Origin of the sequence: Marinobacter salinisoli, assembly GCF_017301335.1 — a bacterium.
In the GTDB taxonomy this organism is placed as follows: Bacteria; Pseudomonadota; Gammaproteobacteria; order Pseudomonadales; family Oleiphilaceae; genus Marinobacter; species Marinobacter salinisoli.
The window spans coordinates 314,429-340,997 of the sequence record NZ_CP071247.1; the positions used below are offsets into that span (position 1 = coordinate 314,429).

General features: G+C 60.4%; 25 protein-coding genes. 12 read left to right on the forward strand and 13 right to left on the reverse strand.

The window, feature by feature from the left end; genetic code table 11:
- Nucleotides 1-21: 21 nt before the first annotated feature.
- The 4 genes from LPB19_RS01435 to mqo all read right to left on the reverse strand — a co-directional run bounded on the left by LPB19_RS01435 (nt 22) and on the right by mqo (nt 5,957).
- Nucleotides 22-900 (reverse strand): hypothetical protein, encoded by an 879-nt coding sequence (locus LPB19_RS01435; protein WP_206644320.1) that lies wholly within the window; start codon nt 898-900, stop codon nt 22-24.
- 118 nt (nt 901-1,018) lie between these two features.
- Nucleotides 1,019-3,034 carry a hypothetical protein gene (locus LPB19_RS01440; protein ID WP_407943937.1) on the reverse strand — a complete coding sequence of 672 codons (2,016 nt, stop codon included), beginning with the start codon at nt 3,032-3,034 and terminating at the stop codon, nt 1,019-1,021.
- Between the two features lie 53 nt (nt 3,035-3,087).
- Nucleotides 3,088-4,320 carry an ATP-grasp domain-containing protein gene (locus LPB19_RS01445; RefSeq protein ID WP_206644322.1) on the reverse strand — a complete coding sequence of 411 codons (1,233 nt, stop codon included), beginning with the start codon at nt 4,318-4,320 and terminating at the stop codon, nt 3,088-3,090.
- A 155-nt stretch (nt 4,321-4,475) separates the two neighbouring features.
- Nucleotides 4,476-5,957: a malate dehydrogenase (quinone) gene (mqo, locus tag LPB19_RS01450; protein WP_206644323.1), complete on the reverse strand. Its 1,482-nt coding sequence runs from the start codon at nt 5,955-5,957 to the stop codon at nt 4,476-4,478.
- Nucleotides 5,958-6,278: 321 nt separating this feature from the next.
- On the opposite strand from mqo, the gene nhaD reads away from it, so the two are divergent.
- Together nhaD and LPB19_RS01460 are read left to right on the forward strand one after the other, a co-directional pair.
- Nucleotides 6,279-7,529: a sodium:proton antiporter NhaD gene (gene nhaD / locus LPB19_RS01455; RefSeq protein WP_206644324.1), complete on the forward strand. Its 1,251-nt coding sequence runs from the start codon at nt 6,279-6,281 to the stop codon at nt 7,527-7,529.
- A 9-nt stretch (nt 7,530-7,538) separates the two neighbouring features.
- A complete protein-coding gene (locus tag LPB19_RS01460) occupies nt 7,539-8,519 on the forward strand; it encodes a calcium/sodium antiporter (RefSeq protein WP_206644325.1) in 981 nt (326 codons plus the stop codon).
- A gap of 19 nt (nt 8,520-8,538) precedes the next feature.
- Here LPB19_RS01460 and LPB19_RS01465 read toward each other — a convergent pair whose 3' ends face one another.
- Entirely contained in the window at nt 8,539-9,303 is a 765-nt protein-coding gene (locus tag LPB19_RS01465) for a lysophospholipid acyltransferase family protein (RefSeq protein ID WP_206644326.1), read from the reverse strand.
- A 209-nt stretch (nt 9,304-9,512) separates the two neighbouring features.
- On the opposite strand from LPB19_RS01465, the gene sorT reads away from it, so the two are divergent.
- A complete protein-coding gene (gene sorT, locus LPB19_RS01470) occupies nt 9,513-10,739 on the forward strand; it encodes a SorT family sulfite dehydrogenase catalytic subunit (protein ID WP_206644327.1) in 1,227 nt (408 codons plus the stop codon).
- A 57-nt stretch (nt 10,740-10,796) separates the two neighbouring features.
- Nucleotides 10,797-11,114, forward strand: a complete 318-nt coding sequence (sorU, locus tag LPB19_RS01475) for a SorU family sulfite dehydrogenase c-type cytochrome subunit (protein ID WP_206644328.1) — start codon at nt 10,797-10,799, stop codon at nt 11,112-11,114.
- A 41-nt stretch (nt 11,115-11,155) separates the two neighbouring features.
- On the opposite strand, the gene msrB is transcribed toward sorU, so the two are convergent.
- Both msrB and msrA read right to left on the reverse strand, forming a co-directional pair.
- On the reverse strand, nt 11,156-11,581 hold the full coding sequence (msrB, locus tag LPB19_RS01480; RefSeq protein ID WP_206644329.1) for a peptide-methionine (R)-S-oxide reductase MsrB: 426 nt from the start codon (nt 11,579-11,581) through the stop codon (nt 11,156-11,158).
- A 10-nt stretch (nt 11,582-11,591) separates the two neighbouring features.
- Entirely contained in the window at nt 11,592-12,254 is a 663-nt protein-coding gene (gene msrA / locus LPB19_RS01485; protein WP_228289169.1) for a peptide-methionine (S)-S-oxide reductase MsrA, read from the reverse strand.
- A 209-nt stretch (nt 12,255-12,463) separates the two neighbouring features.
- Between msrA and LPB19_RS01490 the strand changes: the two genes are divergently transcribed.
- Entirely contained in the window at nt 12,464-13,438 is a 975-nt protein-coding gene (locus LPB19_RS01490; protein WP_206644330.1) for a metallophosphoesterase, read from the forward strand.
- Between the two features lie 8 nt (nt 13,439-13,446).
- On the opposite strand, the gene LPB19_RS01495 is transcribed toward LPB19_RS01490, so the two are convergent.
- From LPB19_RS01495 to LPB19_RS01505, 3 genes are read right to left on the reverse strand one after another with little or no spacing between them, the layout of a single operon-like run.
- The gene (locus LPB19_RS01495) at nt 13,447-13,959 is read right to left on the reverse strand and encodes a CDP-archaeol synthase (protein ID WP_228289170.1); all 513 of its coding nucleotides are present in this window, start codon (nt 13,957-13,959) and stop codon (nt 13,447-13,449) included.
- A gap of 7 nt (nt 13,960-13,966) precedes the next feature.
- Complete coding sequence (locus LPB19_RS01500) at nt 13,967-15,343, reverse strand: class II fumarate hydratase (protein ID WP_206644331.1); 1,377 nt, start codon at nt 15,341-15,343, stop codon at nt 13,967-13,969.
- Nucleotides 15,344-15,400: 57 nt separating this feature from the next.
- Nucleotides 15,401-15,682 carry a hypothetical protein gene (locus LPB19_RS01505; protein WP_206644332.1) on the reverse strand — a complete coding sequence of 94 codons (282 nt, stop codon included), beginning with the start codon at nt 15,680-15,682 and terminating at the stop codon, nt 15,401-15,403.
- A 229-nt stretch (nt 15,683-15,911) separates the two neighbouring features.
- On the opposite strand from LPB19_RS01505, the gene LPB19_RS01510 reads away from it, so the two are divergent.
- The 5 genes from LPB19_RS01510 (at nt 15,912) to LPB19_RS01530 (ending at nt 21,649) form a co-directional block, all read left to right on the forward strand.
- A complete protein-coding gene (locus tag LPB19_RS01510; RefSeq protein ID WP_206644333.1) occupies nt 15,912-16,934 on the forward strand; it encodes an AraC family transcriptional regulator in 1,023 nt (340 codons plus the stop codon).
- Between the two features lie 158 nt (nt 16,935-17,092).
- Nucleotides 17,093-17,608: a 2,4'-dihydroxyacetophenone dioxygenase family protein gene (locus tag LPB19_RS01515; protein WP_206644334.1), complete on the forward strand. Its 516-nt coding sequence runs from the start codon at nt 17,093-17,095 to the stop codon at nt 17,606-17,608.
- Nucleotides 17,609-17,768: 160 nt separating this feature from the next.
- Nucleotides 17,769-19,394: an AMP-binding protein gene (locus LPB19_RS01520; protein ID WP_206644335.1), complete on the forward strand. Its 1,626-nt coding sequence runs from the start codon at nt 17,769-17,771 to the stop codon at nt 19,392-19,394.
- Nucleotides 19,395-19,472: 78 nt separating this feature from the next.
- Entirely contained in the window at nt 19,473-20,495 is a 1,023-nt protein-coding gene (locus LPB19_RS01525) for an NAD-dependent epimerase/dehydratase family protein (RefSeq protein ID WP_206644336.1), read from the forward strand.
- 71 nt (nt 20,496-20,566) lie between these two features.
- Entirely contained in the window at nt 20,567-21,649 is a 1,083-nt protein-coding gene (locus tag LPB19_RS01530) for a zinc-binding dehydrogenase (RefSeq protein ID WP_206644337.1), read from the forward strand.
- A 41-nt stretch (nt 21,650-21,690) separates the two neighbouring features.
- On the opposite strand, the gene LPB19_RS01535 is transcribed toward LPB19_RS01530, so the two are convergent.
- The gene (locus LPB19_RS01535) at nt 21,691-22,560 is read right to left on the reverse strand and encodes a bile acid:sodium symporter family protein (protein WP_206644338.1); all 870 of its coding nucleotides are present in this window, start codon (nt 22,558-22,560) and stop codon (nt 21,691-21,693) included.
- A gap of 182 nt (nt 22,561-22,742) precedes the next feature.
- Nucleotides 22,743-24,170 (reverse strand): WS/DGAT domain-containing protein, encoded by a 1,428-nt coding sequence (locus LPB19_RS01540; RefSeq protein ID WP_228289171.1) that lies wholly within the window; start codon nt 24,168-24,170, stop codon nt 22,743-22,745.
- Between the two features lie 324 nt (nt 24,171-24,494).
- On the opposite strand from LPB19_RS01540, the gene LPB19_RS01545 reads away from it, so the two are divergent.
- Together LPB19_RS01545 and LPB19_RS01550 are read left to right on the forward strand one after the other, a co-directional pair.
- Nucleotides 24,495-25,418: an alpha/beta hydrolase gene (locus LPB19_RS01545; RefSeq protein ID WP_206644339.1), complete on the forward strand. Its 924-nt coding sequence runs from the start codon at nt 24,495-24,497 to the stop codon at nt 25,416-25,418.
- 66 nt (nt 25,419-25,484) lie between these two features.
- Complete coding sequence (locus LPB19_RS01550; RefSeq protein ID WP_206644340.1) at nt 25,485-26,234, forward strand: FFLEELY motif protein; 750 nt, start codon at nt 25,485-25,487, stop codon at nt 26,232-26,234.
- 26 nt (nt 26,235-26,260) lie between these two features.
- Here LPB19_RS01550 and LPB19_RS01555 read toward each other — a convergent pair whose 3' ends face one another.
- Nucleotides 26,261-26,539, reverse strand: coding sequence for a polyhydroxyalkanoic acid system family protein (locus tag LPB19_RS01555; RefSeq protein WP_206644341.1), 279 nt, complete (start codon nt 26,537-26,539; stop codon nt 26,261-26,263).
- Nucleotides 26,540-26,569: the final 30 nt, after the last annotated feature.

Sequence of the window (26,569 nt, forward strand, 5' to 3'; positions counted from 1 at the left end):
GAGCCGGCCCCCGGCACGCCGTTAACTGCCAGCTTCCGAACGCTGGCGCAGATCTCCGAAGAACGCATCGGTGTCTTCCTGAATCTGCGCCAGCGCTTCATTCCACTCATCCTGATAGCGATTCAGGGTGTCTTCACTCAAACGCCCCAGACGTTCGCCGGTACGGGCCATGGCGCGACTCGCCTCGGCCAGGGAGTTAACGCTCGGGTCGTCGAGGGACTGACTGTTACCATCCAGATCGCGGGCCGCTTCCTCCAGCAGGATCTGGTCATCTGGCGACATCGACCGATCGTCTTCCAGCGCCTCGTTGATGGAGTCGACCAGGTCTTCCATCGCGTCCTGAAGGGTTTCACCGAAATCTTCCATGGCGTCCTCGGCGTCCTGCTCGAGCTCCCGGGTGTACGCTTCGAACTCGATGGCAAACTCATTCATGCTCGCCTCCAGATCGTCCGACGAAGACGCAAAGCGGGCCTCAAGTTTGTCCCTGAGCTTGCCAAGTTCGCCCATCAACTGTCCGAAGGGGGATGGATTCATGACCGCATCCCGGGTGCGCTCGTAATCCACCTGCCAGCCCTTTTGCCGGCGCACCAGATAAGTCACCAGTTCCTGCGGCTTGGCACTCGAGCCTTCCTGCGCCGGTAAGCGGGTCACGATGGTGGCTGCGGCGTCGTCGATCACCACCCGGCCGAACACCGGGGTCACATCGGTCCAGTCCCGACCGAAGCCATCGAAGCGATTCGCGTCTCTCAACGTGGACAGCTCTGTCAGGGCATCCCCGTCGTTCTCAGCCACCGACTGCCAGAACGCGCCGGCAACTTCCTGCGGGGTTTCCGGGCTGGAACAACCCGCCAGAACCAGCACCATTAAAGCCATAAAGAAACGGTTAAACACGGACAACATCCTCTCCCGAATATGCAAGTAAAACTGGTGAGATCATACAACGCCCGCCCGGGCATCGTCAGGTCGCCTGACACTTATTAATGTTGGGTACGGGCAGGCACATTGGGGACAGCCGGGCTCAGGACGGCCCGGCCTGTAACTCTTCGGACGGCAACCGGTCAGCTCCCCAGGTACGATAGACCCGGCCGACAACGCGCTGCAGTTCTTCATCGGTCACGTTGGCAGGCTCTCCACGCTCGAGGGGGTCGTAGTGGAAAATGTACAGGCGCGAGGTGAACTGCTCGAAGGGCAACGACGACTCACCGAAGTGTTCACCGTGGCCGGCCGTGCTCACCTCGACATCATTACCCCAGTGCTGGCCACTGTCGTTATTGGGGTTGAAGAAATACACCCGCATTTCGCCCTCAGGGTCGAGCGCCACCCGGAGTATGGTGATCGCGTGCCAGCCAACGAAACGGGCGGCCCGGTCGGTCACCGCAACACCAGCCGGCTGCGGATGCACCAGTGGCTGATTGCCGTTGTAGAACGGATGATAGCTGGCATAGAAATGCCGGATAAAGCCTTCCAGATCGTGCAGCTTTCCGGTCGCCACATCCACGTTGATAGCAAAGCCCCGGCCAGAAGCCCAGCCATGGAATTCGGGATTCACCCACTGATGGGGATCGCCCTGCCGATCCGCCACCATTCTGCCCATTTCGGCATAGATCCGGTCCAGATGGGGAACCACGATCAATGAAACGGGATCCAGATCCAGGGTCACTTCCGAGGCCACCCCGCCCTGGCTGCGAGCCGAGGAAACCGGGCGACCTTCGAAATGAATGATGACCTCGTTGTCGCGGGCCGCCCAGGCTACCATCTGCAACAGGTAATCCGGGTCATTGTAGGCCCACATGGACAGCGCCCGGGCAGACTGGCAGGTCGGGTTGTTCCCCTGCCCCACACCCAGAGGCTGCCCCAGCATGTTCAATACGCCCTGAAGCAGCCAGACACTGGGTGCGGGCTGGTAGCCAAAGGCCAGTTGCAGACGCTCCTTGGCAGGTTCGCACAGCGTCAGGTTGAGCTGACGCCATAATCCGGGTGCCACCGGTGGCTGATAGAGGATGCCCCGCTCCAGCATCAGGGCGAGCCCGTAAATGCCCTGGGCGGTTTCAGGGAAGATGCCGTCCCGGATCAGGGCGTGCACCAGTTCCTGATAGCAGATCAGGCAGTCCTTGCCGGTGCTGGAAAGCCCAAGTGCTTCCGGCAGTACCGAAGTCTGATGCTCAAGCGCGAAACGCAAAAAGGTTGCATGATAAGGCGACACCAGGCCGGTGTCGTGCATGGATCGGGCAAAGCCCGTGGCCTCGTTCTGCAAGGCCTGGGCATCCAGGGTGGCAAGCCGCTGTTCGTAGACAACGGTACCCGGATCTTCACTGCTGGCACGGGTCGGACCGTAGAGGCTGGAAATCAGCCGGTCGGCGCCTCGTCCGGCACCACCCAGGTCTACATTCGGATCCGCCCGACACAGGGCGATCTGGGTAATCATCCTGCGAACGTCTCCCACTTGAATGGGGCGCTGCTGCAGAATCCGCCAGATTTCTTCGATAAGGCTGTCCAGCACATGCTCGTAGCCAATGTGCTCCGCCAGATACCGGACAGCAGCCTGACTGATGTTGGCGAGCCGGCCCTGCTTGCGTTCGGCTTCGCCGACAAGGCCAAACAGCAGGCCAAGGTTGACCGCCAGCACCTGAGTCAGATGGTGGCGGGCCTGTTCGGACGTGACGGTAGGATGCAGGTAGCGGTCCCGGGCAATGGCCAGAAAACGCAGTTCGCTGATCACCTCGATCACCACCGTATCGGCATTCGGACTGGACAGCGACTGGGGCGTCAGCGAGGGCAACAGAATGTTGGGATTGGCCCAGTCCGTTCCCAGATACAGGCCGGCCTGCTCCAGACGCTCGGAGCGCTCTTCTATGATCCGGCAGCCTTCGGGCTGCAGCAGAACCCGGCGGGCAATATCAAACAGACGCGGAAGCTTGCCGGACTTGGCGAACGGCCGGCTCTGCTCCAGCGATTCAATCGCATCGTCCAGCCGCTGCACCAGCTTATCGAGATTGACCGCCGGCGGATCGCCAGCGGATTGATAGTCACTCAAACCCATTCCTCAGTCCGTGCGGCAACCTCACAACCGGTTGCCGCGCTCGCTGATTATACATAGAAATCGAGTTCTTCCTGATGCTTCAGCAAATCCCGCATGACATAGGGATCCTCACCGAAGAAGTACACCAGGCCCCAGTGGGTACCGAAAGCAGTGCGCTTGGTTACCGTTTCTTCCATTGGCGGCGTCAGTTCGTGGCTCTCGAAATAGTCGTGATTTTCGGTTTCCTCCGGCATTTCCAGACGGCTGACCACCCTGCGACGAGGGTAAACACCGAAGCAGCCGGCATAGCCCTTGGCGTCTTCCACTTCTTTCGGGAAGAAGGCTTTGACCTCGTCCTCCGTGGTCTTCGGATCGAAGCACATAATCATGGCCTGGTAGGCATTGAAGCCGTAGGCCCGCTCGAGCAATTCAAACACCTTGAAGCCTGGCGGACGGTAGGCCACCTCACCGAAGTACATGGTGCCGTCACTGGTGACGAAGTACTCGGGGTGAATCAGGCCGAAGTCGATATCGAAGGTCTTGATCAGCTTTTCGATCTCGCCGCGGATCTGGTCGCGGTATTTTTCCAGGTCCGGCGTGGCGGGAACGAACACGGAATAGCCCAGGGTGACGTATTCCGAAATATTCAGGAAAGCGATCTTGCCGTTGTGAATCCAGGCTTCGACGGCGAACTCCCAGCCATCCAGGTGGGATTCCATCAGCACCGGAAACTCCTCATCCGGGATGCTGTCGATTTCGTCGGGTGTGCGGATCACCCGGTGGCCAAGACAGCCGGCCTTGTCGAAAGCCTTCAGGTGAATCGGATCGTTCGGGTCGCCGTCAAGCTTGAGCAGGGTCTGGTTCACCCGCTTCAGGAAGCGAATGACATCGTCCTTGTCGTGGGCCTCCTCGAAGATACCGACACGGATCCCACCGAGTTGCGCCCGACGCTTCATCAGCGCCTTGTCGCGCAGCAGCATGGCTTGCCCGAACAGGCGGGGCTTGTCCATCAGCACCGAGTTAATGGCACCGGCCCACTCGACGGTTTCTTCAAACAGGGGGATGGCGACGTCCACACCCATTTCCTGGAGGGTTTGAGCGATTTCCACCGACCGGTCGTTCAGGCGCTCGAAATTCCACGGTACGTAAGGAATGTCGTGCTCCTTGCAGTAGGCTTCGGCCCAATCCGGGGCCACGACGACGTAACGACGGTCAAATTTATCAGCGGCTTCGACCGCATTGAGACTCCATCCCAGAAGCGCCACGTACCCCTTGTCTGGGTCGTACTCGTGATCACTCATATGCTCCCTCCTTTGCTTAGACTGTATTTAAACCCTAAGCCCTTGTTAGCAAATAGCAAATCGGAGCAACGACAAAAAATCAAAAAGCACCGGAACTTCCAGCCTCTGGGCCAGAGTTCGCGGTGCTTAAGCGCCACTTAGATCGATTAGGAATATCAGACCAATTTCAGGGTCGAGAGCGTCCGATCCCGTACTTTGGTCAGCAGAGCCTCGTCGTCAACCAGTGACTGACCGTAGGATGGAACCAGGGTTTTCATCCGCTCCTGCCACTGGGCCGACTTGATTTGCTCGGGGAAGCAACGCTCCAGAACATCAATCATTGCATTCGCCGCCGTGGATGCCCCGGGTGAGGCGCCAAGAAGCGCTGCCAGCGTCCCGTCCTGGGCCGCAACGATTTCGGTGCCGAATTCCAGCTTTCCACCACCGCCTTCGGCCTGCTTGATGATCTGTACGCGCTGGCCAGCCATCTTCAGTTCCCAGTCGTCTTCACTGGCATCCGGGAAGAAGTTACGCAGCGACGCCACGCGCGCGCTGTGGGACTGGAACACTTCACCGATCAGATACCGGGTCAGGTCCATGTTGTTCCTGCTCACGGACAACATGGGTCGCAAATTGGCCGCCCGCACAGAACCAAACAGATCAAACATCGAACCTTGTTTCAGGAACCGGGTGGTAAAGCCGGCAAACGGACCGAACAGCAGCGCAGGCTCGCCGTTAATGATCCGTGTGTCCAGATGCGGTACCGACATGGGCGGCGCGCCAATGGGTGCCTTACCGTACACCTTGGAGTCATGCTGTTTCACAATGTCCGGCTTCTGGCACACCAGCCACTGGCCACTGACCGGGAAACCACCATAGCCGCGTGCTTCCTGAATACCCGACTTCTGCAGCAGCGGCAGGGCACCGCCACCGGCGCCCAGGAACACAAAGCCGGCTTCCAGCTTGGTCAGCGCTCCGGTCTTCTGGTTGCGAACACGAACCTTCCAGCGCCCGTTGTCGCGCTGGTCCAGGTAATGCACCGGGCTGCTCAGCATCAGCTCGAAATTCGGCTGGCTCTGCAGGTAGTCCACCATGCTGCGGGTTAGGGAGCCGAAATCCACATCAGCACCGTATTCCACGCGGGTGGCGGCGATCGGCTCCCCGGCCTTGCGGTTCTTCACCACCAGTGGCATCCACTCGGCCAGCTCGTCGACGGAGTCGGTGAACTTCATGTCCCGGAACAGGTGATGCTTGCTCAGACGTTCAAACCGACGCTTGAGGAACCGGACCCCATCTTCACCCCAGACGAAGCTCTGGTGCGGGGTGCGGTTGATGAACTTGCTCGGCTCCGGCAGCATGCCCTGCTCCACCAGATACGACCAGAACTGAAGCGACACCTCGAACTGCGCGTTGATCTTGAGCGCACGATCGATCTCCACATCGCCATCACCGGTTTCCGGTGTGTAATTGAGCTCACAGTAGCCGGCATGTCCGGTGCCTGCGTTGTTCCATCCATCGGTGCTTTCATGGGCAACGTGGTCGAGACGTTCCACCATGACGATGTCCAGGGACGGGTCGAGCTGCCTGAGCATCATGCCGAGGGTGGCGCTCATGACGCCACCACCGACCAGCACTACGTCTGCCTGTCTAGCGGCCATTGGTTTATACCCTAGCTTTGTATTGAGCCTGTCTGCTCCCCACGATCAGCAGGAAAGCGTGTCGGATGTCGGTCTTACGCGAGGTAGAAGCGCTGCCGATCACTCCCGGTAGAATTCGCGGGCACAATTATCCCGATTTTTCACTCAAGAATAAAATGAGATTCACTTACCAGGCGTGCCTCAGCCGGCCACAATCAATGCGCCATCCGCAACCGATACCGACGCTGGTCTGGCACCGGCCAAAGGTCTAAACTTCGCCGGCATTTATCGCCGCGGCGGGGCGGCGTGACACTCACACTCTCTGAACAGGATCCAAGTCCGATGTCTGCTCTGGACACCACGCTCATCGTTCTGGCCGTGCTGGCGCTGCTCGGCGTGATCTTCGAAGAAGCGCTTCACATCAACAAAGCCAAAATCACCCTCTTCTTCGGCACCCTGAGCTGGATCATCCTGTTTTCCGCCAGCGGCAGCGACGCGGAAACCAACGCCATTGCCGCCGGGCTGTCCGAGAGTATTGCAGAAATTGCCGGCCTGTGGCTGTTCCTCGTCGCCGCGATGACATTCGTGGCGTACCTGAACAAGAAAGGCATGATCGAAAACCTGGTCTACCTGATCATGCCCGGCCAGGTCAGCGAGCGAAAACTGCTATTCCTGACCGGCCTGTTCTGCTTCCTGTTTTCGTCCCTGGCGGACAACATCACCGCCACACTGGTGTCCTGTTCGCTGATCCTGTCGCTCGACCTGCCGCGCAAAAAACAGCTGCAGTTCGCCACGCTGGTGGTGTTTGCGGTCAACTCCGGTGGCGTTTCACTGATCACCGGCGACGTCACCACTCTGATGATCTTCCTGGCCGACAAGGTCGAGATCCTCACCCTCCTGACACTGGCCATGCCCGCAGCGGTAACCGTATTCCTGCTGGCGGTATTCCTGTCCCGGGGGCTGGAGGGTACCGTCACTTTAAAAACCAACAAATCCGACATTCGTCCAGTTGATGCCACCATCAGCGCCCTGTTCCTGATCACCATCCTGGGCACCATTGCCGGCAATGCGGTGCTGGGCATCCCGCCGGTACTGACCTTTTTGTTCGGGCTGTCGGTGATGTTCCTGGTCTCCCGCTTCATGAGCGACGACTCGGACCTGGATCCGATTCTGGAATACATCCGGATCATTGAGTTCGAAACCCTGCTGTTCTTCCTGGGCATCCTGCTGCTGGTCGGTATGCTGAAAGAGATTCACGCGCTGAACTCGCTGGTCGCCATTTACGACCTGCTGCCGCCACTCTACGCCAACTACCTGATGGGCATTTTCTCTGCGGTGATCGACAACGTGCCGCTGACGGCCGCGTTACTGAAGTCCGGCATCACCATGACGCCGGGCGAATGGATGGGACTGACCTACGCCGTCGGTGTGGGTGGATCGCTGCTGATCATTGGTTCGGCCGCCGGAATTGTAGCCATGAGCAAAATCCCGGGGCTGACCTTCGGGGCCTACATGCGGTATCTTGCCCACCTGCTAGCCGCCTATACACTGGGCTATGCCGGGGTCTTCATGCTCGGACAATTTATTCACTGAGGTCTTTCTATGTTACTGGCGATTGCCGCAATTATTGCCGGACTGGTTCTTCTTGTCTGGAGTGCCGATAAGTTTGTCGACGGTGCGGCCGCGACCGCTAAACACCTGGGTATGCCAGCGCTGCTGATCGGGATGGTGATCATCGGCTTTGGTACCTCAGCTCCGGAACTGGCGGTCTCGGCCATGGCCGCCGCCGACGGCAACCCAGGCCTGGCGCTGGGTAACGGCTACGGTTCGAATATCACCAATATTGCCCTCATCGTCGGCCTGACGGCGGTGATCGCTCCCATCGCTGTTCACTCCCAGGTGATTCGCAAGGAATTGCCCCTGCTGGTGGTGCTGACACTCATTGCCGGCGCGCAGCTGATCGACGGTGAGTTGACCCGCCTGGATGGCTGGGTGCTGCTCGCGGTGTTTGCGGTGGTGATGGGCTGGTCAATCTTCCAGGGCCTGCGCAACAAAGCAGATCCGATGACCGGTGCGGCCGAGGAGACCGAGGTACCCGCCATGTCCATGAACAGCGCCATCATGTGGCTGGTGATTGGCCTGGTACTGCTGGTTGTCAGTTCCCGACTGCTGGTCTGGGGTGCCGTCACTATCGCCCAGACCCTTGGCGTCAGTGACCTGGTGATCGGCCTGACCATCGTGGCGATCGGCACCTCGTTACCGGAACTCGCCTCGGCCATTGCCGCTGTGCGCAAGAACGAGCACGACCTGATTCTCGGCAACATCCTGGGGTCGGGCATTTTCAACACCCTGGCGGTTGTTGGCCTGGCAGCGGTCATCAAACCTCTGCAAGTGGATCCGGAAGTGCTTTACCGTGACTGGACACTGATGCTGGCCCTGACCGTTGGCCTGCTGCTGATGGGCTACGGGCTGATCAGCGGCAAGAAAGCCATCAGCCGGCCCAACGGTGTGATACTGGTGACCGTGTATGTCGCCTACACCGGTTACCTGCTGTCCACCGTGGTGTCCGCCGCCACGGCGTAACCCGTTACCGCGAGGTCCTTTACCGGGCCTCGCCGTCCCCCAACAGCGTTTCTATCCGCTCCCGGACGTCCGCCATCAGCGTCGGCAGGTCGTCCTTTCCTCTACCGGCCGTATCGATCGGCTCCCCCACCTGAACCTCGACAGTCTGGCCAATATTGATTTGCAGGGTGCGCGCCGGTAACACCCGGTGAATGCCGCGAATGGCCACCGGTACGATGACCGCCTGGGTATCCAGGGCCAGATGGAAACAGCCCTTTTTGAATGGCAGCAAACGACCATCTGGCGACCGGGTACCCTCAGGCGCTGCCCAGAGCACAATTCCGCTTTCCATCATCGCCCGCGCCCTGTCCAGATCCCTCAGCGCGCGGGCTCGGTCAGACCGATCCACCGACGGAAATTCCGCCGCCCGCATCGCCTGGCCCAGCAAGGGAATGGCGTACAGTTCCTTTTTCGCCAGCATCCGAATCGAGCCTGGCAGGGACACGAAAGCAACGGGGATGTCGTAGTGACTGGCGTGAGTGCACATGATGATGTAGCGCCGGCCATCATTGAAATCCGGCACCTCGCCCCGCACGGCCAGGCTCGCCCGCACCAGCCGCAACAGGGCGGCCGACCACTCACGGCAATACTTGTCGACAATCGGTCGGTTTAGCCGGCCAAACAACGCTCGCAACAAGATGAGCAAGGAGTACAGCGCCGTCAGGCCAACCGACCCAAGCACCACCCCGGCTCTGCGGAGCAAGGTTGCCGATTCCGTCAAAGGGTTCAGTTTCAGTCGAATCATTCCATCAGCACCGTCGATTCATGGCGTCGGGCAGGCCCCGGCCCGAACAGGTGGCGGGATTATACCCACTCCCTGAGGACCTGAATAACCCGCCGGAAGCTGGACATTTTTTAACCATCTTCTATAACGGTAATAAGGATATTACCCACCACGCTAGACCGTGGTGCAATCCCACCGTCCGACAAACACAAGGCCAAAGGAGACGGACCATGCACAAGGACATCATGCCCCGGCAAGCCCCCGCGACGCCCGGGCTCGAAAACCCCGGCCGGCGCCAGATTCTGCTTGGCAGCGCCAGCGCCATGGCAGCCGTGACTCTGCTGGGTTTTACGCCCCTGGCCCGAGCCGAGGAGCCCAAATCACTCCCGGACTACGCCGCCTGGAAAGAGCGAAATGCCCTGATCGTGCACAGCGCAAACACCATGGAAACGCAGCGCGATGCCATTGGTCAGGGGGTGATCACCCCCAGTGACCGGCTGTTCATTCGCAACAATCTGCCCACCCCACCCGAAGCCATCGTGGAAGACAGAGATGCCTGGGAGGTTCAGATTGAAGGCGTGAAAAACCCCGGCCCCATCACCATCGGTGAGCTGAAAAAACTCGGGGTCGAGACGGTGGCGTCGGTACTGCAATGCTCGGGTAACGGCCGGGCCTTCTTTCCCCACGGCGCGGGCGGCACCCAGTGGTCTGTCGGCGCAGCCGGCTGCGTCGCCTGGACCGGTGTGCCCCTGAAAGATGTGGTGGAGGCCATGGGTGGGCCGGCCGACGGCGCCGAATACATCACCAGCACCGGCGGCGAGGAGCTGCCCGAAGGCCTGGACCCCAAGCAGGCAACCGTCGAGCGCTCCGTGCCCATGCGCGCCATGGACCAGGCCCTCCTGGCCTGGGGCATGAACGATGAGCCGCTGCCGCTGACCCACGGCGGACCGCTGCGCATGGTCATCCCGGGGTACTATGGCGTCAACAACGTCAAATACGTGCAGAAAGTCGCCCTCACCGAAGCGCAAACGGACGTAAAGATTCAGGCATCCAGCTATCGGGTTCGGGATGTGGGCGTCAAAGGTTCCCCGGACCAGCCCTCCATGTGGGAAATGAACGTGAAGTCCTGGGTTACGTCACCGCTGGAAACCGCCGGCAAAGGGCGCACCATGATTTACGGTGTCGCGCTGGGGGGTACGGTGGCGCTGGACAAGATCGAGGTGTCCCTCGACGGTGGCGAGAACTGGCAGCAAGCGCGCTTCCTCGGGCCCGACCTCGGGCCCTTTGCCTGGCGTCCCTTCGTACTGGCGGCCGATCTCTCACCCGGCGAATACCGGGTTGTCAGCAAGGCCACTGATGCGGACGGCAACAGCCAGCCCGAGGGCCGCACCGACAACGAGCGGGGCTATGGCCACAATGGCTGGAGCGACCACGGGGTCACGCTCGTCGTCAGCTGATCGCCGGGGGCCGGCACCGCCGGCCCTTTTTGTTCCATCAACCACGGACGTTTTTTCATGATCAAACACGCAGTCGGGCTGATGATTGGCAGCCTTGTGGCCATGAACGGAGTTGCTGACGAGCAGCTCGAACAGGGAAAGAAGGTCTTCACTCAGGAAGCGCAGCCTTCCTGCACCATTTGCCATACGCTCTCCGATGCCGGCTCTGCCGGCGCCATCGGCCCCAACCTTGATGAACTTGCGCCGAGCGTGGAACAAGTGCAAAACGCGGTTCGCAGTGGCGTCGGTGTCATGCCGGCCTTTGCCGATTCGCTGTCCAGCGAACAGATCGAAGCGGTGGCTCGCTACGTGGCTTCGGTGACCGGCGGCGAATAAAAAAACGGGGCCTGGGCCCCGTTCCTTTCTTCCGGCCGGTATCAGGCCTTCTCGTTGAACACCATGGCAACGGAGTTCAGGCAGTAGCGTTTACCTGTCGGCGGCGGCCCGTCCGGAAACACATGGCCCAGATGGCTGTCGCAGCGCACACAGCGGATTTCGGTCCGGACACGGCCCAGGCTGGTGTCCTCCAGGTAACGGATGTGCTCGGGGTCATAGGGCTGAAAGAAGCTTGGCCAGCCGGTGCCGGAATCAAACTTCGAATCAGAGCTGAACAACGGAAGATCGCACAGCCGGCAGTGGTAGGCGCCCTCTTTCTTGTTGTCCAGCAAGGTGCCGCAGAACGGGTGCTCGGTACCGTGAGCCAGAAGTACCTCGCGCTCCTCCGGCGTCAGGTCGGCGGCTTTTGCTTCGATGTCTTCCGCGCTCAGCGGGGTCAGGTCAAAACCTGTTGCAGACACGGCCATGATTACCTCCTCAGGCTGTGTGATCGTCGGATTGGTCACTGCCCTGTCGGGCATATTCTGGTTTGAGCCGGTCGGCGAAGTTGGCGGCCAGCTTTTCAATCTTTGGCACCGCTGCAGCCATCACGTAGGGCTGGTAAGGATTGCGGGCCACGAAATTCTGGTGGTATTCCTCCGCCGGGTGGAACGCATCCAGCGGCTCCAGCCGGGTCACGATGGGCTCCGGGTAAACCCCGGCTGCGTCCAGCTGACGAATATAGGCCTCGGCCACCTGTTTCTGCTCGCTGGTCTCGTAGAACACCGCAGACCGGTACTGGGTGCCGCGGTCATTGCCCTGGCGGTTGAGCTGGGTGGGGTCGTGGGCCACCGAGAAAAACACTTTCAGCAGCTCGCCAAAGCTCACCGTCGACGGATCGTAGTGCACGTCCACCACCTCAGCATGGCCGGACGTTCCCGAACACACCGCATCGTAGTTGGCCGTGCCGGGCTTGCCGCCCGCATAGCCAGATTCGACACTGGTCACGCCATTGATCGCCAGGAACACGGCCTCGACACACCAGAAGCATCCACCAGCCAGCACCACTCGGGTCGGCTGGCCTTCGTGTGGCAGATCCACCTCCGGGTCTGGAAAACGGCTACGGGGCACGGTCAGGCCGGGAATGTCGCATGATGTCACGTTGCTACCCTCGAAGATCAGTATGCATTTGAACCGGGTGAAAAAACCCGGGGATTGTCGCTAGTACGCTGCAACCTCGTGTGTGGCTCAGCCCGGCCGGCAAACATGAACATTGCCGTCCGTCGGTTGATTACCAAGGGATGGCAACCATAATGACTTAAAGGGTTTGCTGCAACGCAGTCCCGCTCGGCATATCTAAGGAAAGACACATGACGGCACGGGCTCACACTCCTAAAAATCACGACGAACTCCTGGCGTATCGCCTGAGTTTACGGCTTGGCCCTGTTCACGCCCGGCAACGACTGGGTATAGAACAAGAGGCCGAGGCTCGCGTTTTTGACCGGGAGCGCTGGTCATTCCACCTGGAAAACATCACAAACGCGCCCGGCTTTATCCGTTTTTGCCTGAAACTGGTGGGCCTTTTTGAGCGAGGCCAGAACAACAGCCGCCAGCTTCGCACGGCGTACAACCACTTTCGCCTGCCTACCCTTCCGGCGTCCTTCGAGGGCTTTCGCATCCTCCACCTCACCGACCTGCACGTGGATATGGACGAAGCCAACCTGCAGGCGGTCATCAACCAGATCGAGCCGCTCGACTATGACGTGTGCGTACTGACCGGCGACTACCGGCAACAAACCTGGGGCCCGGTGGACAACGCGCTGGCAGGAATGGCCAAACTGCGCGACGCGATCCGGGGCGACGCCTACGCGGTGCTTGGCAATCACGACAGCGTTCGCATGGTGCCTGGCCTGGAAGACATGGGTTACTCGTTACTAATGAACGAGATGATGCCCATCGAGCGCGGCAAGGAGCGTATTTACCTGGCCGGCGTGGACGACGCGCATTTCTACAAGGTGCACAACCTGCAGCGGGCCGGCGACAAGATTCCCGCCGAAGGCATCAGTTTACTGCTGAGCCACACACCCGAAATCTGGAGCGAAGCAGCCCATGCCGGCCACGATGTGTTTCTGTGCGGGCATACCCACGGCGGACAGATCTGCCTGCCCGGAGGCATTCCGGTGACCCTGGATTCCGATTGCCCCCGGCGTCTTGGCAGAGGTTTCTGGCGCGTGAACGGCATGCAGGGCTATACCTCGCCGGGTTCCGGCACCTCGGTGGTCAACGTCCGGCTTAACTGCCCGCCGGAGGTCACCATTCACACCCTGACCCGGGGCCCGCAATAACCCCCCGTTCAATGCGGATGCCGGCGAATGCCAAGCTGATACAGCAGCGGCGAAAACAGGATATTCGCCGCCGTGAACAAGGCGACGATCGCCAGGGTTCCCCCCCAGCTGGCCAGCCCCCAGAAAACCGCGAGCACCATGGGCAACAGGCATTCCGGCACCTGATCCAGACCCACTGCGCGGGCGCTCGAGTCGAGCCCCATTCTGCGTTTCGAGAAACTGCTCAGCAGATCCCCCAACAAGCCCAGAGCGCCAAACAGCAGGCCGAACACGAAGCCCAGGCCCACCGCCCACGAAAACAGCGCACAGCTTAGCGCCCCCGCCACAAGACCGCGCCAGGTCTTGCTCTTACCCAGCATCCGGCGACCATCGGACCAGAGCCGACCACCGTCGATCGGGGCTGCCCACTTGCGCCGGAACAGACGTGCGGCAACCACCGGCGCACCGTTTGCCAGCACCAGCATGACAAACAATTCCAGCAACACTTTCAATACTGCGAGCTCTCCATCAGCCTGGTCCATCAATGCCTCAGGTCAGTCCTCCGTGAGTCAGCTTGAGCGGATCCATCAGTTGCTCCAGCCGCTCGCGGCTCAGGCCACTGCGCTCCTCGGCCACATCAATCACGGGCCGGCCCGAGGCATAGGCTTCCTTGGCAATATCCGCCGCCAGGTTGTAGCCGATCTCCACATTAAGTGCCGTCACCAGAACCGGATTCCGACCCACACCGTCGTCCAGCGCCTGGGTATTCACCGTGAAGCCCCGGATCGCTTTATCCGCCAGCAGATTGGCGCTGTTACTCAGCAGGCTGATCATGTCCAGCAAGTTGGCTGCCACCAGCGGCAGCATGACGTTCAGCTGGAAATTTCCGGACTGCCCGGCAATGGCCACGGTGCTGTCCAGCCCCATCACCTGAGCCGCTGCCATGGCAACCGACTCCGGGATGACCGGGTTCACCTTACCCGGCATGATGCTGCTGCCCGGTTGCAACGCGGGCAGACTGATCTCGGCCAGACCATGGATCGGCCCGCTGTTCATCCAGCGCAGGTCGTTCGCCATCTTGGTCAGCACAATGGCCAGACCACGCAGCTGGCCCGACAACGCAACCGGCGCGTCCACCGCACTCTGGCCGACAAACTTGTGCTCCAGCTCGCGGAACGCATAGCCGGTGTTGGCATTCAGGAACCGGATAAACTGCTCGGCAAATTCCGCGCCGGCATTCACGCCCGAGCCGACGGCGGTGCCGCCCTGAGGCACCGCCAGCAAGTCGTCCATCGACGCTTCCAGCCGATGCCTGCAGGCCAGCAGTTGTTCACGCCAGGTGCGCAGCTCCTGCCCAAGGGTCACCGGCATGGCATCCATCAAATGGGTACGACCGGTTTTCACCTGGTCAGAGAACGCGGATTCACGTTCGTAGATCGTGCCGCACAAATGCGTGAGCGCCGGAATCAGGCGCTCCTGAACCGCAGTGACGGCGCTGATGTGGATGGCGGTTGGAATCACGTCGTTGGAGCTCTGGCTCATGTTGACGTGGTCATTAGGGTGGATATCGATGCCCCGGTTTCGGCAGATGGCCGCCACCACCTCGTTCACATTCATGTTGGTACTGGTGCCAGAGCCGGTCTGGTAACGATCGACAGGGAACTGGGCCGGATGCTCACCGTCAATCACGGCCTGGCAGGCAGTCACAATGGCGTCGCGCTGGTCATTCTCCAGCAGCCCCAGACTGGCATTGGCCTCGGCCGCCGCCCACTTGATCTGGGCCACGGCGGTGATGAAGGGCGCGGGCATCGCCAGCCCGCTGACCGGGAAGTTTTCAACCGCACGCTGGGTCTGGGCACCCCACAGTGCGTCTTCAGGCACCTGGACGTCACCCAGGCTGTCGGTTTCGGTTCGGAACTGGCTCATACTTCCTGTACTCCTTACTGGCTGTCCCTGTCGGTACGGCAAAAACACCCGCAGCGGTCACCCGCCGTGGGGCTTCAGGCGAACGTGATCGCAGATACCGGTCACGTTGGCGAAATTAAGAATCAGCGTGTGTACCGTGTTGGTGTAGGTATCGTGCAAGTGGAACTTGAAGCGATGCTGTTTCTCCCCTTGAAGATAGGCATCATACTCGCGCACAAGTTCCCTGACATCACCGCCCTCGTCACGGGTCCAGGTGGCGTTGAACGGCCCCAAAACAGCCCCGCCTGACAGGCAGATAGTCACCTCGTGGTTGGTCAGTCCGGTATCCTGGCCATTCATGCTGGCTCTCCCCTTTCTGGTTTTGGCGTATCTCTCGCTAAGTGTAGTCGCTGGGGGCAAGCCCGCATCCTCAATCAGGCATGGAAGATCCGGATTTTACGGACATTATTGTTTACTCCGGCGCTAACGGATTATTGAATCAGGCCGGGCAATGTAGACAATGAATCGTTGGCCGAGAGCGTCAGCGTCAGCCTGCACCCGCTGCTGGCGAAAGCTTGTCGAGGGCTCCATGAACGATGAACCACTGATACGCGCCCGGGCCATGACAGCGGTACCGGACGTCATCCGGGAGTTGGGTGCGGACCCGGCCCCCTTTCTGGCTCGTTTCGATCTGCGCGAAGAGATGATCGACGACCCCAAGCAGATGATGCCCTACCTCAGCCTCATCCGGATGATGGAGCAGGCTGCGGAGGACTTCGGCTGCCTGGACTTTGGCCTGAGGGTAGGCCTGAAACAGGGCATGACTGTGCTGGGCCCCATTGCGGTGATAGCCCAGAACTCGTCCACCGTGGAAGAAGCCCTGAATCATGTCATTCAATACATCGGCTACCACAGCCCGGCGGTCTTCCTGCGCTTGCAGCCCCTGGAGGAAGGCAAGGCCCGCACCCTGAAGTTTGATATCAACCTGACCCAGGGCCAGGAACGGGCGCAGACTGTCGAGATGAGCCTGGTGCTGGCGATCCAGGTGCTGCGAGTTCTGATCGGCAAGGCTTTTGTCCCGCGCCACATCCGCTTTCGCCATCAAATGATCAGTCCGATGGCCCGGTACCGCACCATTTTCGCCGGCCCGGTCAGCTTCGGGGAGCCGGTGAATGCCATTACCATCGCCAACATCGATCTCACCCGTCCCATCCTGCAAAGCGACCCGGCGCTGCTCAATGCCATGGAGGAGTTCGTCCGGCAGAAACTGGCCCAGCAACGGACCACCCTCCGGGAAAACGTTCGTTCTCTGGTGATTTCGCTGCTGCCCCTGGAACGCCGCTGCACCATTACCCTGATTGCGCGCCACCTGGCGGTCAGTGAACGCACCCTGCAACGCCGGCTCAAAAAGGAAGACATCGTGTTCGAAAATCTGGTGGACGAGGTTCGCCGGGAACTGGCCGAAGACTACCTGCGGGAGAGGAGCATGAGTATGAGCCAGGTCGCCGGACTGCTGGGTTACGGGCAGCAGAGCTCGTTCAACCGCGCCTGCGTTCGGTGGTTCGGCACGTCACCGAAGGCGATGCGTGCGGCTCTGATCGCCGCCCGATGAGCAATGGCGTGCCGTCGCCGGGGCTGCGGCCACTTTTCACCTCCGGTACAGGTTCCGGCAAAAATGGCGTGAAAAGCTAAAATTTACTGGGTCACCATGGGCCAACATGGATACTGAACTTCCATAATAAGACAACGACCAACAACAGGAGCGAACCTATGCTTCCGGTGACTGTTCAGGACAATGACACTCTTCTGACCATCAACTCCAACGACGCGCCCGTTTATAAAGACATCCTGGTTCCGGGGCTGGATGTTCAGCCGTTGTTTCTGGACCCGACCAGGGGCACCTGGACCCTGCGTGTGTTCTTCCACCCGGGCGTGAAACTGCCAACCCACTACCACACCGGCACCGTGCACTTCTGGACCCTCTCGGGCCGCTGGAACTATGTCGAACACCCGGATCAGCCACAAACCGCGGGCAGCTACCTGTTTGAACCCGGCGGCAGCATCCATACCTTCAACGTCCCCGAGGACAACAAAGAAGTCACGGAAACGGTGATGATCATCGAAGGCGCCAACGTGAACTTCGATGAAAATGGCGAATATCACAGTATTCTGGATGCCAGCTCGATCATGGCCATGATCGAAGCCTGCATCCAGGAGCGCGGTCTGGACCCGTCCATGTACATCACCACACCGACGCCGAATCACGCCGACAAAATTTCCCGCTAACAACAGGCGGCCTGGGGCGAAACTCGCCCCGGCCGGCTTGCCAGCGGCACTCACATTCTGATTGCATGGCACCGACAACGGGGTCCTCAGGTCATGGCCTGATACCGGCCGGGTACCGAGGGCAAACATCACTGGTTGCTGAATTGGAGAAACAAGCGCAATGCAACAACAACCCTGGCTCCAGCATTATCCAGAAAACGTTCCTCACACCATCAATCCTGACGAGTTCAGTTCCGTTCAGGCACTGTTTAAACAGGCCGTCGATAACTTCCCCGACCACGTGGCGCTGGAATGCTTTGGCCTCACGCTGACCTACCAGCAGCTCGACACCGTTTCAAACACTCTTGCCGCAGCCATGCAGAAAGAGTTCGGCATCACCAAGGGTGACCGTGTCGCCGTGATGCTCCCCAACCTGTTCGCCTATCCCATTTCCTTGCTGGCGATCCTCAAAACCGGGGCGATTCAGGTTAATGTGAACCCCCTGTACACGCCGAGGGAACTGGAACACCAGCTCAACGATTCGGGTGCAGAACACATCATCATCTACACCGGTTCTACACCCGCACTGGCCGAGATTCGGGAAAAAACATCGATTCGGAACGTGGTCACGGTAGGCCCTGGGGACGGTTCCGGCGCAGACATTCCGGCACCACCCATCGCGGAGAACCTGGGCGACCACATCCGCCTGACCGACCTGCTGACCCGACATGAAGGTGAGAAGCCGGCCGTCGTGGAACTGAACGGGGACGATGTACTGTTCCTGCAATACACCGGCGGCACCACCGGCCCTTCCAAGGGAGCCACCCTGACTCACCGCAACCTGGTGGCCAACACATTGCAGTTCAAAGCCTTCGTTCCGGACGCCAACGAACCCGGCAAGGAGTGCGTGGTGCTATCGCTGCCGATGTACCACATCTTCGGACTGATGATTTACGTGGCTTACGCGGCCATCGGAGCAAAGGCCATTCTGATTCCGAATCCGCGCGACATGGATGCCTACATTGGTGCCATCAAGAATGCGGGGTTCTCGGTAATTGGCGGCGTGAACACTCTGTTTGCCGGCATGACCATGCATCCGGAATTTAAGAACGTCGATTTCTCCCGCTACAAGGTCGCTTTCGGCGGTGGTTCCAAGATTTTCGCGAGCACCTCTGAGCGCTGGCACGAGATCACCGGCTCTCACATCATCGAGGGCTTCGGTCTGTCAGAAACGGCTCCGATCCTCACCCTGAACCTGATGAGCAATAACGAATTCACCGGCACCGTAGGCTACCCCGTCCCATCCACCGACGTGAAAGTGCTCGGTGCGGATGACCAGCCGCTGCCGCCGGGCGAACCGGGCGAAATCTGCGCCAAGGGGCCTCAGGTCATGAAGGGCTACTGGAACCGAGAGCAGGCCACCGCGGAGGTTTTCACACCGGACGGTTATTTCCGTACCGGTGACATTGCGGTAATGCACGAGGATGGCAAGTTCGAGATCGTTGACCGCAAGAAAGACATGCTCATCGTGTCCGGCTTTAACGTCTACCCCAATGAGGTCGAGGGGGTCGTCTGCGAACTGGACAGTGTCGCCGAAGCCGCAGTGGTTGGCGCACCGGACGACAAGACCGGGGAGCGGGTCAAGCTCTTTGTCTCGGCCTCCGGCAAGGGCGAGCTGGACGAGGACGCCATTATCGCGCACTGCCGAGCCAACCTCGCGGCCTACAAGGTGCCCAGGGAAGTGGTGGTGCTAGACGAAATCCCCAAGTCCAATGTGGGCAAGATCCTGCGCCGGAACCTGCGCTGATCCTGACACCAGCCAACGGGGCCCCGATACGCGTCATCGGCGGCCCCAACATTTCTCCAACAACAAGAACACACCACCATGGCCAAGACGTCTCCCCCCACTGGTAAAGACGGGCAAACGCCCGAACTTCCGAACAAAGTCTTCATCACCGGCGCCAACGGGTTTATCGGCCGCAAACTCTATGACCGCTACAAAGGGTTGGGTTGCGAGGTGGCCGGCATGGATCTGCACTCCGACGAATCCCGCAATGTCGTGCCCGGTGACCTGACCGAACCCGACACCTGGCAAGACTACGCCCGCGGCTGCGATCTGTTCATCAATACCGCGGCGGTTGTGTCACTGGCAGCGGACTGGGACGACTACACCCGAGTATCCCTGGCCGGCGTTCGCAACGCCCTCGACGTTGCCATCCGCGGCGGCGCCCAGCGCTTCGTGCATTTCTCGTCCATTGCCGCCATGGGTTATGACTACCCGCCGGGGGCCGATGAACGGGCCCCCGTGGTCATTGGCGAACACTACCGTTACGGCGTGGCCAAAGGCGCCTCCGAACACGCCGTGCTGGCCGCCCACGCTGCCGGGGAAATCGACTGCACCATCATCCGGCCCGGCGATGTCTACGGCCCCGGATCGCGTCCGTGGCTGCTCGAACCGCTGAAAATGGCCAAGGCCGGACAACTGATTCTGCCTGATGGCGGCAAGGGCATTCATACCCCGGTTTATATCGATGACCTGGTGGACGGCACCGTTCTGGCAGCGGGCCTGCCGGCCGGCAGTGGGCGCATCTTCATCCTCTGGGGCGATGAACCCATCACCTGCCGGGAATTTTTCTCCAACCACTGGGCCTGGGCCGGGCGCAAGGGTGCGCCCCCGAGCCTGCCGCTGGCGGCGGCACTGAAACTCACCACCAGCCTCTGGTGGCTGAACAAGAAGCTCAAACGCAACAATGAAGTGACACCGGACACCATGCTGATGCTCTCCCGCAAGGGCGGTTACACGATGACAAACGCCCGCAAACACCTGGGGTTTGAGCCCAGGGTGAACCTGGAGGAAGGCCTCAAGCGTTCCGAAGCATGGCTTCGGGACATTGGTGAACTGGCGTAAAACCCGAACGTCGCCGGCGCGGAGTCAATCCGGGCCGGTGCAACCGGCCCCTTTGAGACAGGAGACCGATCATGCGCGGAGCCGTCGTTGAAAATAACAAGCTGAAGGTAACAGACGTACCGGAGCCCACCCCGAAACCGAACGAACTGCTGGTCAAGTCCATGGTGTGCGGCATCTGCGGGACCGACCTGCATTGTGTCCACCACGCCAATGACATGGCCGAAGCCACCCGCCAGATCATCGGCCAGCCGCTGGTCGACATCAGCCAGCCCATCTCCCTGGGCCACGAATTTGTGGGTGAAGTGCTGGAAAGCAATGCCCCCGGAACCTCCTTCAAACCCGGCGACCAGGTCGTTTCGTTGCCATTTCTGATGCGTGAAGACGGCATGGCCTTTATCGGCTCCGGCACCCCCAGCCTGCCCGGCGGCTTTTCGGAACGCCTGCTGCTGGACAGCCGGCTGACCATGAAAGTGCCCAACGGACTGGATCCGGATATTGCCTCGCTGACCGAACCCATGGCCGTCGCCCTGCACGCGGTGAATCGTGGTGAGCCGAGCCCGAACCACGTGCCGCTGGTGATCGGCTGTGGCCCTATCGGCCTGGCGGTGATTGCGGTGCTGAAGATGAAGAACATCGGCCCGATCGTGGCGTCGGACTTCTCGGCGGCGCGCCGGGATCTGGCCAGGCAGGTGGGTGCCGATGTGGTGGTTAATCCAGCGCAACAATCACCCTATGAAAGCTGGCAGGAAGCGGCCAAGGCCAGTGCCGCCGACCAGGCGGGCCCGTTTTCCCCTCTGTTCGGCGGCGCGGACCTGAGGCCATCACTGATCTTCGAATGCGTGGGCATTCCCGGGTTGATCCAGAACGTCTGTGCCGGTGCGCCCTACGGTGCGAGAGTGGTTGTGGTGGGCCTGTGCATGGAACCGGATAACATGGTGCCGGCATTCCCGATCCTGAAAGAACTGGATCTGCGCTTTGCCAGCTTCTACACCCCGGAAGAGTTTGGCGCGACCCTGCATCACCTCGCCGAGGGCGAACTCGAGGCCAGCAACCTGATCTCCGATACGGTGGGGTTGGACGACATTGCATCGGCCTTTGAGCGGCTCGGAAAACCCGAAAAAGACATCAAGATACTGGTGAAACCGTCGGAGTAACATGCTGCCTGCGGGCTCCCGGCTCGGGAGCCCTGCGGGTCTTACTGATGTGCCGGCACCAGCTTTCGGCCCAGGCCGATCAGCACCGCACCGAAGCCGTACATCATGATGCTGTAGATCACTGCTGGCACAGACATCTCGCTGGATTCCAGCAGCGTCAGCGTCACCATCAGGGCGATGGTGCCGTTCTTGATGCCCAGCTCGATGGCCACCGCCAGAGACTCCCGCTGGGACAGCCCCGCCAGGCGGCTGATGCCAAGCCCCACGATCAGCCCCGCCAGGTTCAGCAGGAAGGCCGCAGGCCCTGCTTCAGAAATCAGTGTCGGCAACCGCTCCCTGGCCCCCCAGAGAATCGCCACAATCAGCAGCAACAGCACCACGCCGCCAAAGATGCTCACCACACCCTCGGCTTTTCTGGCGGTTTCCGGCGCCCGTGTACGAATGAACATCCCGATCGCCACAGGCAACAGCACAATCACCACCAGCATGGCGATGGTCTTGCCGGCCGGGAGGGCAATATCGGCGCCCTCGCCGAAGTACATTTTCAGGGCGTAGTTGGTGAACAGCGGCAAGGTAAGAATCGTGATCAGGCTGGCCGAGACGGTCAACAGGATAGACAGGGCGATATTGCCGCGCGCCAGCAGGGCAAACAGGTTGGAGGTGGTCCCCCCCGGACAGGCGGCAATAATGACCAGCCCGACCGCCAGAGCCGGTGCCAGCCCCAGCACCTGAGCAATACCAAAGGCCGCCAGCGGCATCACCAGAATCTGGGCCACAGTGCCAACCAGAATACTTTTTGGATTGCGCGTGACCTGGCCAAAATCGCGCAGGGTCAGCGTCAGGCCAATACCGACCATGATGATGAACAGGGAGACAGGCAGGCCGATTGAGATAAGCGGACTGGATTCCACAGAAAAACCCCGACTTTTGTCATTGTTGATTTTGTAGTTGTTAATGTAGGCGAATCGCGCCTGGGAGCACCCGGTTTCAGGCTCTTGGCGCAGGAAAATCCGTACCGTACTGCCCGACAGTCTAAATCAAAGCCTGCCTTTGAAATGTAAAGAAATTTACAGTTTCGAGGGTAAACGTTGGGTTAGCGCGCTCCGCGATCCCCGGCGAAGGCGGCATACTCGTCAAGCTCGCTCAGACAATCCTCCAGGAAAGCCTCGGGGTCGCTGAGGACTGCTTCATCGGCCACCACGCCGAACTGAACCTGCCCAGCGTAGCTGATGATGCTCACCCCCAGCCCGATGCTGCCGGCCTGAGGCACCCAGAACATCTGCTCGGTAATCCGGCAACCAGCGATATAGCGGGGCTCGGGCGTGCCGGGCACATTGGAAACCACGGCACTGGCCTTACGGTAAAACACCTCGGCCACAGGCCCCCGCCAGGGCTCCGGAATCAGCGAGGCACTGGCCGCCAGCCCCCAGGCAATGCCCGGCTGCCAGCTTTTTTTCAGGCGCCGGGTTTCGTGCTTGATACGAAACAGGCGCTCCAGCGCACTTTCCCCGTCCACCGGCAGGGGCACAAACACCGTGCCAAAATAATTGCCCAGCATCCCCGGCTCAGGCTGCAACTCTTCCGGCAGGCGGGTGCGTATGTCCACCGGCACCGCGGCGTGCAGGGTGGCATCATCCAGTTCGGCTTCGGTCAGCCCCAGCCGGGTGCGAACCGCGGCGGCGACACAACTGAGCAGCACATCATTGATGGTGACATTGGTTGCTTTCGCCACCGACCGGAAGCGTTCCAGTGGCAGCGGCGATGACCAACGGCAGCATCGGCGTCCCAGCAGCTCCTGCTTGAGATCCGACGGGGTATCTTCGGCTTCCGCCAGAAACTCGCTGACCTCGTTTACCAGCTTGAGCCCCTGCTGCGCGGTTTTTTCCAGCAGGCGCACGGCATGGTGATACTGACTCCCCTGCCCGGCGCCGGGCTCGCCGGTGCCGGCGACCGACATCGATGCCTGCTCGCCCGCCACCAGACGATCGAGCCAAACCCGGGCGGCCTCTGCCCAGCGCCCCAGTTCCGGCACCTCGGGTGCGCCGTATATGGCGGGATGCTGCTGCGGTGACGCAGGGCAAAGGCTACTGAACAGCCCCAGCAATGACAGGCCATCGGCATAGCAGTGATGCATTCGGAGCAACAGCACGGCGCCACCCTCCGCCCTCGGCGCGAGCCAGAACTTCCAGCGCGGGCGATACAGTGTCAGAGGCTGGTTGAGGCGGGCGGAAACCCAGTCCTGGAGCTGTTCCGGGGTAAAGCGATCAAGCACCACATCGAGGTGATGTTTGAGATCAAACACCGGATCGGCCTCCCAGTACCAGGCGGATGTGCGCCGCACCGGCCGGTACCTGAACCGCTCCCAGGCCATCCAGTACACCCGAAGGAACTCGCGCATGCGGGGTGCCGTCAAACCATCGGCCCGCATCATGACGGTGATGGTCATCGGGTTTTCCGGGCGTTCCAGAGCCAACCAGGCCGAATCGGCAGGCTGCATCAAATGCGAGTGCGGCTGGCTCAAACCTGGAAATCCCCGGAAAAGTGAAAAAATGACGAGTGGATCATGGACACCGCATTGTGCCAGACATACTGCAACGGCTCCATAAGCTACTGATGCATAAGCTTACAGAACACCACAGGGAAATAACCGTTAAATTCTTTACGGAAAACGGACTACAGTGAGAAGGTAAGCCCTGCCGAAACGAGTCATCGGTTGGCTAAGGAGCAGCGTAAGTAAAGTTCCCAGCGCCAATAACAGTGGCATCGGTTCGGAGTACAACAGGGCCACCAGCAGGTTCCAACTCTAATAACAGACCGATTCCCATGCTGGGCAGGAGAACTGATTATGAAAGCGAGCCATGTTCGCAAGCTGATCAAACCTATCGACAGCGCCTACTCAGAAATGTTTTCTGGCAGGGTCTTCCGCGTTGGCGAGGGCGCCGTCTCAGTCCGCAATCACAGCGGCCGGGCCGAACAGACAGTCATTGGCGTACATGGCTTTCTAGAGAACCACTGCTACTTCACCCAAGCCTACGAGGGTGCGACCACCGAACTGATCCTGCTTACCTGCAGCAACTACCATATCCCGGTGAACGGCGTGACCCCGGAAAAACCCGGCTGGGCGGTGCCCATCAAGCATCTGGAGGGCACCATCGAATACGACGCCGCCATCCTGAACCAGACCCTGGCCAATCTGCCCACCACCCGCAACATCCGCATCCACGGGCACTCCCGGGGTGGGGCGGTGATCCTGGAAGCGATCAAACAGTGGCCAGAACTGTACGACGATGTCGAAATAGTGCTGGAAGCGCCGGTGCTGCCGGAGGGCAAACTACACGCGCTGGTCACCACCCTGCTGGAACCGGTCAGCCATGGCATGTGGCCCTGGGTCGTCCGGCTGATCAACAGCGCGCCGTCCTCGGCGTATGGCCAGACCTTTTTCGGCAAGATGAATCCGCGCAAAAAACAACTGCTGAGCAGCCTGTTTTCGGCCACCAAGGATCACCTGACCATCGTTCGTAATATCGAGAACATCATGGACTGGATGCTCCGCACCGATACCAGCGTCTACAACCACGTGCGTCACGGCACATTCCTGATTCCCGAGGTCGACCGCATACTGGATCGCAACGCCATGCTGGCCAGCGCCCGCAAGAGCCCGACCACCATGCGCATCGTGGAAACCGATGCCCCGAGCCATTTCATCACGCTCGACAGTAAAGACTGGATTCCCGGGTTCGAGACCCTGCCCGCAGCCAGCCAGGGCTAGCATTACCGTTTTGCTTCGTTACACTAGCCGCCGTTATCAACGACGCATTATACGGAGCAGGACACCATGTACCGCGAGCGCCTTGTCACCACCCCCGTTACTACCGACAGCGCTCGCCGGCTCCAGCGCCTGCTGCTGGACTACCACGACTTCCGTCAGCATAAGAAGCAGCATCCGCTGCTGAGCGACTCCTTCCGGGTCACCGACTGGCAGGCGCAGCGCCTGAAAGCCACCCACCGCGATCTGTACGAACACCCGGGCTACCACATCGGCCTGGAGTTCCTGCTGACCGACCTCTACGCCCCAACCTCCATGACTCAGAGGGACGATAACGTCGACCGGGTCTTTCCAAAGATGGTGAAGTGGCTGCCGGAGCGCCAGCTGGACACCTTTGCCGGGCTCGTCGAACTGAACCTTGTCACCCAGCAACTGGATCTGGAACTGACCGAACAACTCGAAGCCCTCGGCCGGCTGTCGGCGCCGCTCGCCGAGGAAGACTACTGCGGGGCCTATCGCCAGAGCCGCCAGCTTGGACAACGGAAACGCCAGATCGAACTGGTCGAACAGGTTGGCCTGCAACTGGAACGCTACGTGCGCAACCGCAGCCTGGGCTGGCTGTTGTCGATCGGCAAGGCACCCGCCGAGATGGCCGGCCTGGAGGATTTACACAACTTCCTGCATCGGGGCTACAGCGCGTTCCGCCAGATGGATAACGTCGAAACGCTGATTCTGAGATTGGTTCGCCGGGAAGCACGGGTGATGGAGAATATCCTGCAGGGCCACCCGAACCCGTTCACACTGCCGGGCGACCTCTGAGAAGGAACGGCGGGCGCCGATCAGGATCAGACCTGAATAATCTGATCCAGCTGTGAGTTGATTTCCTGCTCGATCCGGGACTTGAACGGCCGAAGCAACATGCCGAGCTCAAGGTGCACATGCAGATCCGATGGACTGATGTTCAGGTGCCCCTTAACGCCACTGCGCTTGAACTCCATCACGTCGCCGTCCCACCGGTAATTCACGTCAAACTGCTGGGACAAATCCTGCGCCAGGGTTTCGGCCACCTCTCGGGCGTGCTCGCGATCCAGAGCGTGCGGACGATGAACGTCGATAACGGACATAGGTCGAATTTCTCTCGCAAAATAGTCGGA

What these genes read in the sequence shown, in the direction of transcription:
- LPB19_RS01555 (WP_206644341.1), bottom strand. Translation starts at nt 26,539, where the DNA reads ATGTCCGTTATCGACGTTCATCGTCCGCACGCTCTGGATCGCGAGCAC.
- LPB19_RS01505 (WP_206644332.1), bottom strand. Translation starts at nt 15,682, where the DNA reads ATGAATGGCCAGGATACCGGACTGACCAACCACGAGGTGACTATCTGC.
- LPB19_RS01500 (WP_206644331.1), bottom strand. Translation starts at nt 15,343, where the DNA reads ATGAGCCAGTTCCGAACCGAAACCGACAGCCTGGGTGACGTCCAGGTG.
- nhaD (WP_206644324.1), top strand. Translation starts at nt 6,279, where the DNA reads ATGTCTGCTCTGGACACCACGCTCATCGTTCTGGCCGTGCTGGCGCTG.
- LPB19_RS01435 (WP_206644320.1), bottom strand. Translation starts at nt 900, where the DNA reads ATGTTGTCCGTGTTTAACCGTTTCTTTATGGCTTTAATGGTGCTGGTT.
- LPB19_RS01520 (WP_206644335.1), top strand. Translation starts at nt 17,769, where the DNA reads ATGCAACAACAACCCTGGCTCCAGCATTATCCAGAAAACGTTCCTCAC.
- LPB19_RS01530 (WP_206644337.1), top strand. Translation starts at nt 20,567, where the DNA reads ATGCGCGGAGCCGTCGTTGAAAATAACAAGCTGAAGGTAACAGACGTA.
- LPB19_RS01510 (WP_206644333.1), top strand. Translation starts at nt 15,912, where the DNA reads ATGAACGATGAACCACTGATACGCGCCCGGGCCATGACAGCGGTACCG.
- sorT (WP_206644327.1), top strand. Translation starts at nt 9,513, where the DNA reads ATGCACAAGGACATCATGCCCCGGCAAGCCCCCGCGACGCCCGGGCTC.
- mqo (WP_206644323.1), bottom strand. Translation starts at nt 5,957, where the DNA reads ATGGCCGCTAGACAGGCAGACGTAGTGCTGGTCGGTGGTGGCGTCATG.
- LPB19_RS01495 (WP_228289170.1), bottom strand. Translation starts at nt 13,959, where the DNA reads ATGGACCAGGCTGATGGAGAGCTCGCAGTATTGAAAGTGTTGCTGGAA.
- LPB19_RS01465 (WP_206644326.1), bottom strand. Translation starts at nt 9,303, where the DNA reads ATGATTCGACTGAAACTGAACCCTTTGACGGAATCGGCAACCTTGCTC.
- LPB19_RS01460 (WP_206644325.1), top strand. Translation starts at nt 7,539, where the DNA reads ATGTTACTGGCGATTGCCGCAATTATTGCCGGACTGGTTCTTCTTGTC.
- LPB19_RS01545 (WP_206644339.1), top strand. Translation starts at nt 24,495, where the DNA reads ATGAAAGCGAGCCATGTTCGCAAGCTGATCAAACCTATCGACAGCGCC.
- msrB (WP_206644329.1), bottom strand. Translation starts at nt 11,581, where the DNA reads ATGGCCGTGTCTGCAACAGGTTTTGACCTGACCCCGCTGAGCGCGGAA.
- LPB19_RS01515 (WP_206644334.1), top strand. Translation starts at nt 17,093, where the DNA reads ATGCTTCCGGTGACTGTTCAGGACAATGACACTCTTCTGACCATCAAC.
- LPB19_RS01490 (WP_206644330.1), top strand. Translation starts at nt 12,464, where the DNA reads ATGACGGCACGGGCTCACACTCCTAAAAATCACGACGAACTCCTGGCG.
- LPB19_RS01550 (WP_206644340.1), top strand. Translation starts at nt 25,485, where the DNA reads ATGTACCGCGAGCGCCTTGTCACCACCCCCGTTACTACCGACAGCGCT.
- LPB19_RS01525 (WP_206644336.1), top strand. Translation starts at nt 19,473, where the DNA reads ATGGCCAAGACGTCTCCCCCCACTGGTAAAGACGGGCAAACGCCCGAA.
- sorU (WP_206644328.1), top strand. Translation starts at nt 10,797, where the DNA reads ATGATCAAACACGCAGTCGGGCTGATGATTGGCAGCCTTGTGGCCATG.
- LPB19_RS01445 (WP_206644322.1), bottom strand. Translation starts at nt 4,320, where the DNA reads ATGAGTGATCACGAGTACGACCCAGACAAGGGGTACGTGGCGCTTCTG.